This window comes from Streptomyces sp. NPDC107765, assembly GCF_055657085.1.
Map to the genome: position 1 here is coordinate 157,733 of NZ_JBVKBL010000012.1, position 14,372 is coordinate 172,104.

Sequence of the window (14,372 nt, forward strand, 5' to 3'; positions counted from 1 at the left end):
TGGTCAGGACCCGATGCGCTCCTCGGCGTCCGCCGCCTCGACGGGTGCCGCCTCGGCCGCCGACTGCTTCTTCGAGGCGCGCAGGCTGGTGAGCGTGGTGACGACCAGCACGGCGCAGATGACGCCCAGGGAGACCGGAATGCTGATCTCCGGTACGGCCACTCCGGACTCGTGGAGCGCGTGCAGCACGAGCTTCACGCCGATGAAGCCGAGGATGACCGACAGGCCGTAGGAGAGGTGGACCAGCTTCTTCAGCAGTCCGCCGATGAGGAAGTACAGCTGACGCAGGCCCATCAGGGCGAAGGCGTTGGCGGTGAAGACGATGTACGGGTCCTGGGTGAGGCCGAAGATCGCCGGGATGGAGTCCAGGGCGAAGAGGACGTCGGTGGTGCCGATCGCCAGCATGACGATCAGCATCGGGGTCATCAGCCGCTTGCCGTTCTCGACGACGAACAGCTTGGTGCCGTGGTAGCGGTCGGTCGACGGGAAGCGCCGCTCGACCATCTTCAGGAAGCGGTTCTCCTCGAACTCCTCGTCCTCCTGGTCCGCCCGCGCCTCCTGGATGAGCTTCCAGGCCGTCCAGATGAGGAACGCGCCGAAGAGGTAGAAGACCCAGGAGAAGTTGGCGATGATCGCGGCGCCCGCGCCGATGAAGCCGGCCCGCAGGACCAGTGCGATCAGGACGCCCACCATCAGCACCCGCTGCTGGTAGACCGCCGGGACCGCGAACTTCGCCATGATCAGGACGAAGACGAAGAGGTTGTCGACGCTCAGGGACTTCTCGGTGATGAAGCCGGCGAAGAACTCACCGGCCGGTGCGGTCCCGCCGAAGACCAGCAGCCCGAGGCCGAACAGCGCGGCGAGGGCGATCCAGACGGCGGTCCAGGTGCCGGCCTCCTTCAGGGAGACCTCGTGCGGTGTGCGGCCGCCGATGAAGAAGTCGGCGGCGATCAGGGCGCAGAGACCAAGGATGGTCAGCACCCACAGGGTCAGGGAAGTGTCCACTGCTCCTCCGGCAGAGTCGTACGGCACTCACAGCGTCGTCGCTGCCGGAGGTCTCTTCCGCCCCGCGCCGCCCGAAGGGCACGGGGCCGGCGTCCCGGGATCTCGTCACACTCACGATCCGTGATGACGGGTGCGCCGCATCGGGAGTACTCCCCTCCGCACCAAGAAGAGTAAAGGAGGACCAAGATTTAGTAAAGTAATGGGTAAAAGTGCTGGTCAGGGGGCTGGCGGCAGGGGTGGCCCGGCGGGTTCGGTGCGGGCGGCGGCGCGGCGGGCCTCCGCGAGCCGGGTCAGCACCTGGCGCACCACCTGGCTGCCCTTCGGGGCGAGCGCCGGCTCGTACGTCCAGGCGTGGCCGACCCAGGGATCGGCGAGGTGGGCGTCCGGCACCGGGGTGAGGCGCAGCAGGGAACGCCACAGCGGGTCCAGCACCGGGCCGAACTCCCGGGCCTGGGCACGGTCGGCGACCATCATCAGATGGACCCCGGCTGCCGGGCCCTCGTCGGCCAGATAGCGGAGCATGGTCACCGCGCGGTCGTCGAAGCCGTGCGGGAAGTCATGGACGATCAGCAGCTGTTCGGCGGTGTCCAGATCGGGCGGGAGCGCGTCCGCGGCCCGGCTGCGCACCGCCATCTGGACCAGGTCGACCCGTCTGATCAGCCCCTCCAGGACCGTGGCCACCCCCTGGGCGCCGGGCACCGGAGGCCCCGGCAGGGCACCGGTCTCCACGAGCGGCGCGAGCGCCTGACCCGCCGCACCCGCGGGGTCGATGACCTGCACGGCGAACTCCCCGGCGGGGTGGACGGCCAGCAGCCGGGCGGCGATCGCGACGGCGGCCTCCAGGGCGAGCCGCCGTAGTTCCGCCGGGTCCGGCGGGCCCTCCGTCAGCGCGCTGCCCAGCTCGCGCCGGCCGAACTCGCGCTCCCGTCCGGGCTCCGCGCCGCGGGCGAGGGAGTCGGGCCCGCTGTCGATCCACAGTCCGCGCTCCAACGGGAGCCGGACGAGCATGGGGATGCGCAGGTCCAGCACCTCGGGGAGGTGCAGATCGCCCAGCCGCAGCGCCATCGGGCGCTCCAGAGGGACGTGGTGGCCCTGCCATACGGGGTTGTCCCAGCGGGCGAACGCGGGCGGCAGGGCGGGCTCGACGACCTCCGACTCGGCGGTCAGCTGGGCCAGGTCGCGGTCGAGGGCGGCGCGGGCCCGGGTCAGGAGGGTGGCGTGCCGGTCCCGGGCGGTGGCCCGGGCGACGTCGGCGGCGGCGCCCAGGCGGTTGCGCGGGTCGGCGAGGACCTCGTCGAGCTCCTGCGCCAGACGGGACTCGGCGAAGTCCGAGGCGCTGCGGTACGCCGCGACCGAACGGGCCAGATCCTCGAACATGCCCCAGATCTGGTTGTAGAGCCGCTCCTCCATGCTCCATCCGGCGGCGTCCCCGGCCACGGGTGGCGGAGGGCCGTCCGCCACGGGGGCACCGGACACGGGGGCACCGGACGGGGCGGTGGCGGGCGGCGTGGGGCCGGGCGCCGGGGTGCTGCGGCGCTGCGGGTGGCGGTAGTCGACGGGACCGCCGGCGGCCGGGGTGGCGGCCGCGGACGTGGCGGCGAGGGCAGGGGCCTCGCGCGCCGGGACCTCTCCGGCCGGGGCCGGTGCGGTCGCCGCCTCGATCCCGGCGGCGAGTTCGGCCGCCCGGGCCAGTCCCTGGTCCTGCAGCAGCGCGGCCAGACCGTCGGCGTAACCCTGGCCCACCGCCCGTACCTTCCAGGCTCCCTGGCGGCGGTACAGCTCGACGGCGACGACGGCCGTCTCGGCGGTCAGTCCGGTGAGGGTGCAGCCGGCCAGGCCCGTGCCGTCGACGGCGGTGAGCCGTACGGACGGGGCGGGGGCCGCGCCGAAGGTGGCCGGCGCGCCGCTCCGGGCGGCGAGCGCCAGCAGCACGCTGACGCGGTGGACGGCCGCGGGCAGCGCGTCGAGGTCCACCGTGATGCGGTGCTCGGCCGCCGCCCGGCCGGGCACCTCGACGCCGGGCCGACGGGGCGCACCCGGGTGGACCACGGCTTCGGGGCCCGGCAGCCCGCCCTGCTCGTCGCCGAGCGTCACCCCGGCCACGACGGGGACGCCCGCCGCGATCCGGATCTCCACCCGGCTCCGGTCCAGCGGATGGTTCTGGCCCCGGACCAGCTCGGCCGTCATCGTTCTTCCCCCTGGTTGTCACTCGTCCCGGGCCCGCCCCGGGCGGCTGCCCGGGGCGCACGGCGGCGCGGCCCGGGTGCGCGCTGCCGTGGTGCTGCGGCGGTTTACAGGTGCGGGACGATCGCCGGAACCAGGTCCTGGAAGGTGCGGCCGACGGAGGGCTCGCCGATGGCGGTCATCTTCCAGCCGTCGCCGACGCGGTGCACCTTGGCCATGACCTGTGCGGTGTAGTTGCCGCCGCCCGTGAGGGTGTAGCGGGCCAGCTCCTGGCCGGTGGTCTCGTCGACCAGCCGGCAGAAGGCGTCCTCCACCTCGGTGAAGGTCTGCCCGGTGAAGGAGTTGACGGTGAAGACGATCTGGTCGATGTGGACCGGCAGCCGCGCCAGGTCGACCAGGATCGCCTCGTCGTCGCCGCCCTGGCCGGCACCGCCGACCAGGTTGTCACCGGTGTGCCGGACCGCGCCGTCGTCGCTGACCAGGTGCTGGAAGAAGACGACGTCGATCGGCTGCTTGCCGGCGAACAGCACCGCCGAGGCGTCGAGGTCGATCTCCTTGGTCCGCCGGCCGAACAGTCCGCGGCGCGGCGCCGAGCGCCACCCGAGCCCCATCCGGACCGCGGTCAGCGTCCCCCCGTCGGACTTCTGCAGGCTGATGCCCTGCCCCTTGGACAAATTGACCGACACGCGCCGTCCCCTCTCTGTACCGTCCCGCCCACGTCTCCGGCGGCAGCTTCGACCCTACGCAGGACGACGGGCCCGGGGCGTCGCGGGCCCGTGTTTGTGGCGTTTCTGCAACACCAGGGCGGGCGCGCCACCCGTCCTGGTGAGTGCGCCACCCGCCCGGCCCCCACTACTTCACGCCGGCCTCCCTCATCTGCCGCAGCTCCTTCTTGAGCTCGCCGACCTCGTCGCGCAGTCGGGCGGCGATCTCGAACTGCAGCTCGGCCGCGGCGGCCCGCATCCGCTCCGTCATCTCCTCGATGAGCTCGGCGAGTTCGGCCGCCGGACGGTCCGTCAGCGGGGCCTCCGCCTTGGCGCCCTTGCCCTTCGCCGCCTTGGCGCCGAGCGCCGGGACCGGCGCCTTGCCCTTGGTGTCCTTGGCGTCGCCTGCCTTGCGGTAGCCGCTGCCCAGCAGCTCCCGGGTGTCGATCTCCTCGCGGGCGATGGTGGCGACGATGTCACCGATCTTCTTGCGGAGCGGCTGCGGGTCGATGCCGTGCTCCTTGTTGTACGCCAGCTGCTTCTCCCGGCGGCGGTTGGTCTCGTCGATGGCCTTCTCCATCGCCGGGGTGACCTTGTCGGCGTACATGTGCACCTGGCCGGAGACGTTGCGCGCGGCGCGGCCGATGGTCTGGATCAGCGAGGTCCCGGAGCGCAGGAAGCCCTCCTTGTCGGCGTCCAGGATGGCCACCAGGGACACCTCGGGCAGGTCGAGGCCCTCCCGCAGCAGGTTGATGCCCACCAGGACGTCGAACTCGCCGGAACGCAGCTCGCGCAGCAGCTCGACGCGCCGCAGGGTGTCGACGTCGCTGTGCAGGTAGCGGACCTGGATGCCGAGTTCCAGGAAGTAGTCGGTGAGGTCCTCGGCCATCTTCTTGGTGAGCGTGGTGACCAGGACGCGCTCGTCCTTCTCGGTGCGGGTGCGGATCTCGTGCACCAGGTCGTCGATCTGCCCGTCGGTGGGCTTGACCACGACCTCCGGGTCGACCAGGCCGGTGGGGCGGATGATCTGCTCCACGAAGCCGTCGCTGCGGGCCAGCTCGTACGGTCCGGGGGTCGCGGACAGGTACACGGTCTGCCCGATGCGGTCCAGGAACTCCTCCCACTTCAGCGGCCGGTTGTCCAGGGCGGACGGCAGCCGGAAGCCGTGGTCGACGAGGGTGCGCTTGCGGGAGGCGTCGCCCTCGTACATGGCGCCGATCTGCGGGACGGTGACGTGCGACTCGTCGATGACCAGGAGGAAGTCCTCCGGGAAGTAGTCGATGAGGGTGTTGGGCGCCGAGCCGGGCTCGCGGCCGTCCATGTGCATGGAGTAGTTCTCGATACCGGAGCAGGAGCCGATCTGGCGCATCATCTCGATGTCGTACGTGGTGCGCATCCGCAGCCGCTGGGCCTCCAGCAGCTTGCCCTGCTTCTCCAGGGTGGTGAGCCGGTCGGCCAGCTCGGCCTCGATGCCGGCGATGGCCCGCTCCATGCGCTCGGGACCGGCGATGTAGTGGCTGGCCGGGAAGATGTACAGCTGCTGGTCGTCGCTGATCACCTCGCCGGTGAGCGGGTGGAGGGTGGAGAGCGCCTCGATCTCGTCGCCGAACATCTCGATCCGGACGGCCAGCTCCTCGTAGACCGGGAAGATCTCGATGGTGTCACCGCGGACCCGGAACGTGCCGCGGGTGAAGGCCAGGTCGTTGCGGCTGTACTGGATGTCGACGAAGCGCCGCAGCAGCTGGTCGCGGTCGATCTCGTCGCCGACCTTGAGCGGCACCATCCGGTCGACGTACTCCTGGGGCGTGCCCAGGCCGTAGATGCAGGACACCGAGGCGACCACGACGACGTCACGCCGGGTGAGCAGGGAGTTCGTCGCGGAGTGGCGCAGCCGTTCGACCTCCTCGTTGATGGAGGAGTCCTTCTCGATGTACGTATCGGACTGCGGGACGTACGCCTCGGGCTGGTAGTAGTCGTAGTAGGAGACGAAGTACTCGACGGCGTTGTTCGGGAGCAGCTCGCGGAACTCGTTGGCGAGCTGGGCCGCGAGGGTCTTGTTGGGCGCCATCACGAGGGTCGGGCGCTGCAGCTTCTCGATCATCCACGCGGTGGTCGCCGACTTGCCGGTACCGGTCGCGCCCAGCAGGACGACGTCCTTCTCACCCCCGCGGATGCGCTGCTCCAGCTCGGCGATGGCCGCCGGCTGGTCACCACTGGGTCGGTACGGGCTGACGACCTCGAAAGGTGCCACCGTGCGTTCGATCTTTGATACGGGCCGCATGGGATCCACCGTACGACCCGCCACTGACAATCGACGTGGCCACTGCTCCGACCTGCGAATTCGCGAGCGGGCCCGGCGGGCGGGCGGTGCTGCCGGCGGGCGCGGGGCGCGGTGCGGCGGCTTCGGCCGGGCGGCGCGGGACCGCCGACGCGACACGCCCCGGTGATCATCGTCTCCGCCGGCGCGACAGCACCGTTCCCTGATCGCGAGGGAGCCCCCGCGCGGCGGTCGCCGCGCGCCCCTTCTTCCCTGCGTGCACCCAAAACCGTTCAGAGACCCGAAGGGTGACACATCATCGGCCAAGATGCGCGGACGCCCCGGCTCCGGCAAGTTGGACGGCGGCGGAAGCGTACGTCTGTTGCATGACAGATCCGGGCATCCTGCAATTGCGCGACGCTCCACACGGCACACCGGCCACGTCTCGTTCCACGCCCGGCCACCGCACGACCACCTCCCGCTACGGCCCGGCTGCGAGCCTCTCTCCGTCCCTCCGGTTCCCGTCCGTTCTCGTCAGCTCACCTCAACGACGTCACGAGGAGTCCGTATGCGTATCCGCCCCGTCGCCACCGTCGTCGCCGGTGCGCTCATGGGTCTGTCCGCGCTCGTCCTCTCCCCTGCCGCCGCCCAGGCCGCACCGCACCGGAACGCCCCGGTGACGGTCGCCCACCGCGGCGCCTCCTCGTACGCCCCCGAGAACACCCTCGCCTCCATCGACGAAGCCGCCCGGCGCGGCTTCGAATGGGTCGAGAACGACGTCCAGCGCACCAAGGACGGCGAGCTGGTCATCCTCCACGACAACTCGCTCGCACGGACCACCAACGTCAAGAAGGTCTTCCCCGACCGCTCCCCCTGGAACGTCTCGGACTTCACCCTCAAGGAGATCGAGAAGCTGGACGCGGGCAGCTGGTTCGGACCGAAGTTCGAGGGCGAGCGGGTGCCGACCCTCGAGGACTACATGGACGAGGTCGAGGAGAACGACCAGAGCCTGCTGATGGAGCTGAAGTCCCCGGAGCTCTATCCAGGCATCGAGCTGCAGACCCTCAGGGAGCTGCGCCGGGCCGGCTGGCTGGACAGGGAGCACGTCCGGCACCGGCTGATCATCCAGAGCTTCAACGCCGACGCCATCAAGACCGTGCACACCCTCCGCCGCGACATCAGGACCGGCTTCCTCGGGAACCCGTCGTTGGCCGACCTGCCGAAGTACGCGGAGTACTGCGACCAGATCAATCCGGTCCACACGGCGGTCACCCCGGAGTACGTCGCCGCCGTGCACGGGCTGCGGGGGCCGCACCGGCGGGCGCTGGACCTGTACACCTGGACCGTGGACGACGCGGCCACCGCGGTGAAGGTCGCCGGTCTGGGCGTCGACGGCATCATCACGAACAAGCCGGACGTGGTGCGGGAGGCCGTGGAAGGCCGCGAACACTCCGGCTGAGCGCCGCGGACCTGCGGGAACGGCCCGACGGGAGGCCGTCGCGAGCCGTTTCCCGCCGCGTTGTCAGTGGGGCGTCCTACCCTGATCAGGTGACGAATTCCGAGCAGGTTCCGGGGCCGGCGGCCCGGGCGGACGCGCCGCCGAAGGCCGGGTCCACCACCCGGCGCGACTGGGCGTGGACCCGCCTCGCGACCCCCATCGGTCCGCTGCTGCTGGCCGCGACGCGGGACGGTCTGGTGCAGGTCGTCTTCCATGCCGACGAGCGGAGGGGCCGCCGGGCGCTGACCCGGCTGGAGCAGTTCTTCGGCGGGCCGCCGCTCGCGGAGATACCCCATCTGGCGACGGCCGCGGCCGAGCTCACCGCCTATTTCGCCGGGGAGCTGCGGACCTTCACCGTCCCCCTGGACTGGTCGCTGTCGTCCGGATTCCACGCCCGGGTCCTGCACATCCTGGCCACCGGTGTCCGTTACGGCGACGTGGTCGGCTATCAGGACCTCGCCGACCGGGTCGGGGAGCCGGGTGCCGCCCGCGCGGTGGGCGCCGCGATGGGATCCAATCCGCTGCCGGTCGTTGTCCCCTGCCATCGTGTCGTCGCCAGTGACGGCGGGATCGGCGGCTTCGGCGGCGGCCTGGAGACCAAGCGGCAGCTGCTCGCGCTCGAAGGCGTGCTGCCCGCGCCGCTCTTCTGATCCCGTCCCTCCGGTTCCGGCTCCCGGTTCCGGCCGTCGTCCGTCCTCACCGAGGCCGGCTCCCCGAAGGGCAGTGCCATGTCCCGTCAGATCGCTCTGCTCCGCGGCATCAATGTCGGAGGCCACAACTCCTTCCCCAAGTCCCGGCAGCGGGAGCTGGCGGAGTCGCTGGGTCTGAAGGACGTCACCGTGCTGCTGCAGACCGGCAACCTCGTCTTCGCCGATCCGGGCACCCCGCCCGGCGAGACGGCCCGGAGGATCGCGGACCGGATCACCGCCGACCTCGGCCTCACGGTGCCGGTGGTCGTGCGGACCCGTGACGAGCTGGCCGCCGCGGTCGCCGCGAATCCGTTTCCCGAGGCCGAGGCGGAGCCCAAGAGCCTGCACCTGACGTTCCTGTCGGAGGTGCCGGCCGACACCTCGCGCCTGGAGGCGATCGACCAGCCGGCGTTCGCGCCCGACCGGTTCCGGCTGGCCGGACGCGAACTGTATCTGTGGTGCCCGGACGGCATCGGCCGCTCCAAGCTCGCCGCGCTGGTGAGCCGCATCCCGCTCGGGGTGACGGCCACCGCCCGTAACTGGAACACCGTCACCAAGCTCCTGGCGCTGGCGGACGCCTGACGCCGGCCGGGCCCCGGCCGCTCAGCGCCAGCCGTGGAACTCCCGCAGCCGGTTGGCGACGAGGTTGAAGCGGCCCCGGTCCAGGGCGCACGCCTCGCGCCGCATGCCCTCCGGGTGCACCCGCAGGACCCGGTCGAGCGCCACCCAGGAGTCGCGGCCGGCGCGGTCCCAGGGTCCTGCGCCTATCGCCACCCACTCCCGGTCGTTGCTGTGCCGCTTGCTGGACAGCTGGACCGCCAGCAGCGTGCCGCCGGTCTCCCGGGCGACGACCAGTACCGGCCGGTCCTTGCCCCGGCCGTCGTTCTCCTCGTAGGGCACCCAGGTCCAGACGATCTCGCCCGGGTCCGGGTCGCCGTCGGGGTCGGGCGCGTAGGTCATCCGGACGGTGCCGACGGAGCCCGGCCGGGCTTCCACGGTTGCGGTGGGTCCCTGGCTGCCGGGCAGCGCGTCGGCCGCGCCGGAGGGGTCTGATGCGGTGAAGGAAGAGGTCACGCCCCCACGCTAACTGCCGCCCTGAGCAGGGCGTTCAGCGGCCCCGAGCCGCGCTCCACGGCCCGTTGTCAGTGGTCGGCCGTACGGTTTTTCACAGCGGGGGACGGCCGTCGGGGCCGCCCGGGAGGGGAGCATCATGTCCGAGACCACGACGTATCTGGAACTGTCCCAAGAGGGCGGTGGCGCCCACAAGTTCTACGAGGTGACGGTGCAGGACACGGTCGTCTCGGTGCGCTACGGCCGGATCGGCGCGGCCGGCCAGCAGCAGACCTCGACGTTCCCGACGCGGGAGAAGGCACAGGCCGCGGCCGCGAAGAAGATCGGCGAGAAGGTCCGCAAGGGCTACGCCCCGGCCGTCCAGGGGCAGCGCACCGCCCGCCCGGTGACGCGCCGCCAGGTGTCCTCGGCGCCGTCGACGGCTCGCGCGCTCGCGCCGGTGCTGTGGCGGTTCCGCACGGGTGCCGCGGCGTTCGGCATCCACATCGACGAGGACCGCGCATGGGTCGCCAACCAGAACGGCGATGTGCACGCCCTCGGCCACGACGGCGAGGTGCTGGCGCACTACCGGCTGCCGGCCGGCGTCAAGTGCCTGGTGGCGGACGACTTCTGGATCTACGCCGGCTGTGACGACGGCACGGTCTACGACCTCTCCTCGAAGCTCCCGTTCGCCGCCTACGACATCGCCCCCGACGTCGACATCTTCTGGCTGGACATCCGCGAGGGCATCCTCAACGTCGCGGACCGCAGCGGCGGTCTGACGGTCATCGACCACGAGGACGAGTACCAGTGGTCGCGGCGCAGCACCGGCGAGCACGCCTGGATGGTGCGGCGGGACGAGCGGGCCGTCTACCACGGCCACCGCCGCGGCGTGACGGCCTATTCCGCCGACGGCAGCGGCGAGTTGTGGCACACGCCGACCCAGGGCGCGGTGCTGTTCGGCTGGCAGGAGGACGACTCGGTGTACGCCGGTACCGACCGGCGGGTGGTCCAGCGGCTGGCGAAGGACTCCGGGGCGCTGGAGGCGACGTACACCTGCGACACGGTCGTCTACTCCTGCGCGACGGCACCGGGCGGCCGCTACGTCTTCGCCGGCGACTCGGCCTCTTCGGTGTACTGCTTCGCCGCCGACGGCACCCGCCTGTGGAAGCTGGGCACGGGCGGAGGTTCGGCGCTGTCGATGCAGTATCTGGACGAGAAGCTCTACATGGTCACCACCGACGGATCGCTGGTGTGCGTGGACGCGAGCGAGGCGGCCGTCGCCGCCGCCCGGGCGGGCACGGTGCCGGTGGCCCGGGACGTGAAGTCGGCCGCCGCGCTGCCGACGTACACACCGTCGGCCACGGTGCGGACGGTGGCGGCCGCGGCCGCCTCGGGGGTCGTGGTGGAGTGCGTCCAGGAGGGCGGCCGGCTGCGGGTCCATGTGGTCTCCGCGGGCTATGAACCGTCCTGGAACGTCCAGTTCCCCCGTCACATACGGCAGCCCGGGGCGCGGTACGTCGTCGACGACCTGTCGGCGGCCGCGGGCGGGTTCTACCGCGTCCGCGGCGAGATACGGCAGCTCGTCTGAGGCCGCCGGACCGCTCTGCGGCCACCGGATCAGGCGGGTCCGCTCCAGGCCGGCCGGCGCGGGTCGTCGGCCCGTACGACGATGTCCGCGGCCTCCTCGGGCCGGGTCCCGGCCTCGTAGCGCGCGAAGGCGGGCAGCGTCCAGTGCTCGTGCTGCGGGGTGCGGCGAGCGAGCGCGGCCGGCGACAGCGTGAGGTGGACGGTGAGATCGAAGGGGAACCAGTGACCGAGCAGGAGGGGACCGTGCAGCAGCAGGACACCGCCGGGCGGCAGCGTCACGTACGCGCTGCGGGTGGCCCGGTCGGCCACCGGGTCCCAGAGGTCCGGGAGGACGCGTCCGGTGCCGCCCGGGTCGAGCGGCTGGAAGACCTCGCGCCACAGCGCCTGCCGGTCGAACCACTCGTCGTGGTAAGCGTCGGGGTCCTCCCGGCCGTATTCGAGGCGCAGCGAGGCGGGGCGCAGGAAGCCGAAGGCGTCGGCCTTGTGCACCGCCCGGCCGCGGAGCCGCAGTGCCTCGGCGAGCCGCCCGGCCAGGTCGCCGGGTGCGGCGGCGGGCGCTCCGTCGAGGGCGACTCTCCGCCAGGGGCTGCCGTCCTGGGCCTCCGTGGTGAGGATCCGCTCGGCGAGCGCGTCGGTGAGCCGTTCCCAGGTGATCGCTTCGAGCCGCACCCCGCCATTGTGCCGGGCGGCGGGGCGCGGCGCGCGGGGCGTCAGCCGGGGAAGGGTCCGCCGGGCGGGGCGGGCAAGGTGCGGGCGTCGTGGACGACTCCGGCCTGGATGACCATGCCGTGGGCCCCGCCGCTCACGTTGTTGTGGACGTGCCAGACGGTGCCGCGGTCCGCTTCGGGCGCGACCTCGTCGAGCAGGGCGCGGAGTTCGGCCGCGGCGGCCGGGTCCTCGCTCAGCAGCCGGCGCAGCCGCAGCCGCCAGGCCGCGGTCACGCCCGCCACCCCGTCCTGGTCGCCCTCCTCCTGCGCCACGACCAGATCGGCGCGCGAGTCGTCCAGCTCGCCCTCCAGTGCGGCCTCGTCCCCGGCGCCCCGGCGGCGGGCGAGGAAGGCCGCCATGCGGCGCCGGACGCCGGCCCAGCCATCCGTCGCCATCTGCTGTACGAGCGTGGTCGCCCCTGCCGTGGCGAGTGCCACCAACTCCGCTTCCATCGGTCCCCCTCGGGTGTCGGGTGTGGTTCCGTCCCGCCGCGGTTCAGGCCTGGCCCGCGTCCGGGCCGGCGGCGCCGTAGCGGCTGAGTTCGGCCGCCGCCTCCTTCGTCGCCTCGATGACGTTGTCGGGGGCCACCGGCATCACGGACTTGAGCTTGAGCAGCAGGACGGCCCCCATGATGGAGCCGTCCCACATGATGGGCGCCGCGCAGGAGTTCCATCCGGCCATGCACTCCTCGTAGCCGAGCGCGTGGCCGAGGTCGCGGACCTCCGCGAGGGAGGCCAGCAGCGCGTCGTTGTCCCGGTAGACGCCCGGTCCGGCCTGGTCCGGTACGGGCTCGGCCAGCACCCGCTGCTGGAGCACCTCCGGCAGGTAGGCCAGGATCGTCCGCCCGGAGGCGCCGGTGCGCAAGGAACGCGTCACGGACAGCACGTCGCGCGGCGTCATGCCGAGTTCGGCCAGGTCGGAGTCACCGACGGCCATGTCGACACACTGCCGTTGGGCGCCGGAGAAGGGCGCCACCATGTAGAGGAAGGCCAGGCCGCCGTCGGTGGCCCTGCGCAATTCCTGCAGCACGGTCTGGGTGACCGTGCCGTCGAGGCGGTGGTCGAGCGCGGTGAAGGCGAGTTGGGCGGCGGAGGTGCACAGGCGGTACAGGCCGCGGTCGACCCGTTCGAAGATGCGCTGGTAGATGCCGGACTGCAGGATGCGGTAGACGACGGAGTCGTCCAGGCCGGTGAACTCCGCTATCTCGCCGGGGCCGTGGGCCGATCCGCCGAGTTCGGCGAAGGCGGTCTGGACGAGGAAGACCCGCTCGGCATGGCTGGATCCCGACGCCCGGCTGCCCGCCGAGGGCCCGTTCTTGGCCGTCTGGCGTCCGCCCTTGCGCCCGGGGGAGCCCGGCGCCGTGACGGCGGAGCCCGAAGCGGAGGCGGGCGCGGCGGCCGAAGCCGGCGACCCCGGTGCTGTGGTGCTGTTGCCCATCGTGTGCTCTCTCCCCTGGCAGTGTTCCGCGCCCGAAGGCGCCCGGCGTGTCCGGTGGAAGCCGACGCCCCCGTCACCCGCGGCCGCACCCTCCGGCAGTCGGCGCCCGGGAGTGCTCCCGGAGCCGTTCTGCCCGCCCGCGGCCCCGGGTTATCCGCATTATCGGGTGACGTCGAGGGCGAGTTTCCCGGTCGGGGTGCGGGCGGCGAGGTCGTGGTGTGCCCGGGCCGCCTCACCGAGCGGGTAGGCCGCGCCGGTGAGCGGCTTGAGGGTGCCGTCGGCGACGGCGTCGAACAGCGCCCCCATGGACGTCGGCAGGGCCGTACGGTCCGCGTAGAGCTGCGGCAGCCAGAAGCCGGAGACGGTCAGGGAGCGCTCCATCAGGTCCCGGGTCGGGACGTTCGCCAGGTCGCCGCCGGCGAAGCCGTAGACGGCGAGCCGGCCGCGCGGTGCGACGGCGGCGAGGGTGCGGGTGAAGGTGGCGCCGCCGGTCATCTCCAGAGCGGCGTCGACGGGGCCGCCGGCGGCGTCCAGGATGCGGTCCGTCAGGTCGTCGGCGTGGGAGTCGATGACGGCCTCGGCGCCCAGTGCGGCGGCCAGTTCGCGCTTCTCGGGCGAGCCGGCGAGACCGATGACCCTGGCCCCGGCATGCGCGGCGAGCTGGACGGCCAGCGAGCCGACGCCTCCGGCCGCGGCCGGCACGACGAGGGTCTCGCCCTTGGTGATCCGCAGTACGGTGAACAGCAGGTGCCAGGCGCTGTTGCCCTGGAGGGCCAGTGCGACGGCCTGTTCGTCACTGATGGCGTCGGGCACGTCCCAGGTGACGCGGCGGTGCAGCAGGGCCCGTTCCGCGTAGCCCCCGCCGCGGCACAGCCCGACGACCCGGCGGCCGCCGTCCACGGTGCCCACGACCTCGTTGCCGGGTATGTACGGCAGCTCCACGGGCGCGAGGTAGGAGTCCCCCCGGACATGGACGTCCGCGTAGTTGACGCCGGCCAGGGTCACCTGCACCAGCGAGTGGCCACCGCGGGGTGCGGGCTCGGGCACGTCCTCCAGCCGCAGCACGTCCGGACCGCCGAATTCCCGCATCACAATCGCGCGCACGACTCTCCCTCAGGTTCACAAGTGCGGTGCCCGCACAGGGTAGGCGGGGCGCCCGTTGTCGGGCGGATACCCGATCATTTCGCGCCAACCATGAGAGGTGCGGGTTGCCCTTGCCCTTCTTCTGACGGGATTTTCCCGCCGGCTTT

13 protein-coding genes are annotated in these 14,372 nt (G+C 72.3%); 4 read left to right on the forward strand and 9 right to left on the reverse strand.

Annotated elements, in window-relative coordinates; all coding sequences use genetic code 11:
• Positions 1-3: 3 nt before the first annotated feature.
• The 4 genes from ACZ7MX_RS27285 to uvrB all read right to left on the reverse strand — a co-directional run bounded on the left by ACZ7MX_RS27285 (position 4) and on the right by uvrB (position 6,174).
• Positions 4-1,005, reverse strand: a complete 1,002-nt coding sequence (locus ACZ7MX_RS27285) for a TerC family protein (RefSeq protein ID WP_472135868.1) — start codon at positions 1,003-1,005, stop codon at positions 4-6.
• A 216-nt stretch (positions 1,006-1,221) separates the two neighbouring features.
• Positions 1,222-3,192, reverse strand: coding sequence for a TerD family protein (locus ACZ7MX_RS27290; protein ID WP_472135869.1), 1,971 nt, complete (start codon positions 3,190-3,192; stop codon positions 1,222-1,224).
• Between the two features lie 104 nt (positions 3,193-3,296).
• On the reverse strand, positions 3,297-3,875 hold the full coding sequence (locus ACZ7MX_RS27295; RefSeq protein ID WP_030811182.1) for a TerD family protein: 579 nt from the start codon (positions 3,873-3,875) through the stop codon (positions 3,297-3,299).
• A 166-nt stretch (positions 3,876-4,041) separates the two neighbouring features.
• Positions 4,042-6,174 (reverse strand): excinuclease ABC subunit UvrB, encoded by a 2,133-nt coding sequence (gene uvrB / locus ACZ7MX_RS27300; RefSeq protein ID WP_472135870.1) that lies wholly within the window; start codon positions 6,172-6,174, stop codon positions 4,042-4,044.
• A gap of 544 nt (positions 6,175-6,718) precedes the next feature.
• Here uvrB and ACZ7MX_RS27305 point away from each other — a divergent pair.
• The 3 genes from ACZ7MX_RS27305 (at position 6,719) to ACZ7MX_RS27315 (ending at position 8,919) form a co-directional block, all read left to right on the forward strand.
• The gene (locus tag ACZ7MX_RS27305) at positions 6,719-7,609 is read left to right on the forward strand and encodes a glycerophosphodiester phosphodiesterase (RefSeq protein ID WP_472135871.1); all 891 of its coding nucleotides are present in this window, start codon (positions 6,719-6,721) and stop codon (positions 7,607-7,609) included.
• 89 nt (positions 7,610-7,698) lie between these two features.
• Positions 7,699-8,298: a methylated-DNA--[protein]-cysteine S-methyltransferase gene (locus tag ACZ7MX_RS27310; RefSeq protein WP_472135872.1), complete on the forward strand. Its 600-nt coding sequence runs from the start codon at positions 7,699-7,701 to the stop codon at positions 8,296-8,298.
• Between the two features lie 78 nt (positions 8,299-8,376).
• Positions 8,377-8,919, forward strand: a complete 543-nt coding sequence (locus tag ACZ7MX_RS27315; RefSeq protein WP_472135873.1) for a DUF1697 domain-containing protein — start codon at positions 8,377-8,379, stop codon at positions 8,917-8,919.
• A gap of 21 nt (positions 8,920-8,940) precedes the next feature.
• Here ACZ7MX_RS27315 and ACZ7MX_RS27320 read toward each other — a convergent pair whose 3' ends face one another.
• The gene (locus ACZ7MX_RS27320; protein WP_201802071.1) at positions 8,941-9,411 is read right to left on the reverse strand and encodes a type II toxin-antitoxin system PemK/MazF family toxin; all 471 of its coding nucleotides are present in this window, start codon (positions 9,409-9,411) and stop codon (positions 8,941-8,943) included.
• Between the two features lie 136 nt (positions 9,412-9,547).
• Here ACZ7MX_RS27320 and ACZ7MX_RS27325 point away from each other — a divergent pair, with 136 nt between their 5' ends.
• Positions 9,548-10,978, forward strand: coding sequence for a WGR domain-containing protein (locus tag ACZ7MX_RS27325; RefSeq protein WP_472135874.1), 1,431 nt, complete (start codon positions 9,548-9,550; stop codon positions 10,976-10,978).
• 29 nt (positions 10,979-11,007) lie between these two features.
• Here the strand turns inward: ACZ7MX_RS27325 and ACZ7MX_RS27330 are convergent, their stop codons facing one another.
• From ACZ7MX_RS27330 to ACZ7MX_RS27345, 4 genes are all read right to left on the reverse strand, one after another.
• Positions 11,008-11,646, reverse strand: coding sequence for a nucleoside/nucleotide kinase family protein (locus tag ACZ7MX_RS27330; RefSeq protein ID WP_472135875.1), 639 nt, complete (start codon positions 11,644-11,646; stop codon positions 11,008-11,010).
• Positions 11,647-11,687: 41 nt separating this feature from the next.
• Positions 11,688-12,137 carry a hypothetical protein gene (locus ACZ7MX_RS27335; protein WP_472135876.1) on the reverse strand — a complete coding sequence of 150 codons (450 nt, stop codon included), beginning with the start codon at positions 12,135-12,137 and terminating at the stop codon, positions 11,688-11,690.
• A gap of 43 nt (positions 12,138-12,180) precedes the next feature.
• Positions 12,181-13,122: an IclR family transcriptional regulator domain-containing protein gene (locus ACZ7MX_RS27340; protein ID WP_472135877.1), complete on the reverse strand. Its 942-nt coding sequence runs from the start codon at positions 13,120-13,122 to the stop codon at positions 12,181-12,183.
• A gap of 159 nt (positions 13,123-13,281) precedes the next feature.
• Positions 13,282-14,226 carry a quinone oxidoreductase family protein gene (locus tag ACZ7MX_RS27345; RefSeq protein ID WP_472135878.1) on the reverse strand — a complete coding sequence of 315 codons (945 nt, stop codon included), beginning with the start codon at positions 14,224-14,226 and terminating at the stop codon, positions 13,282-13,284.
• Between the last annotated feature and the right edge of the window lie 146 nt (positions 14,227-14,372).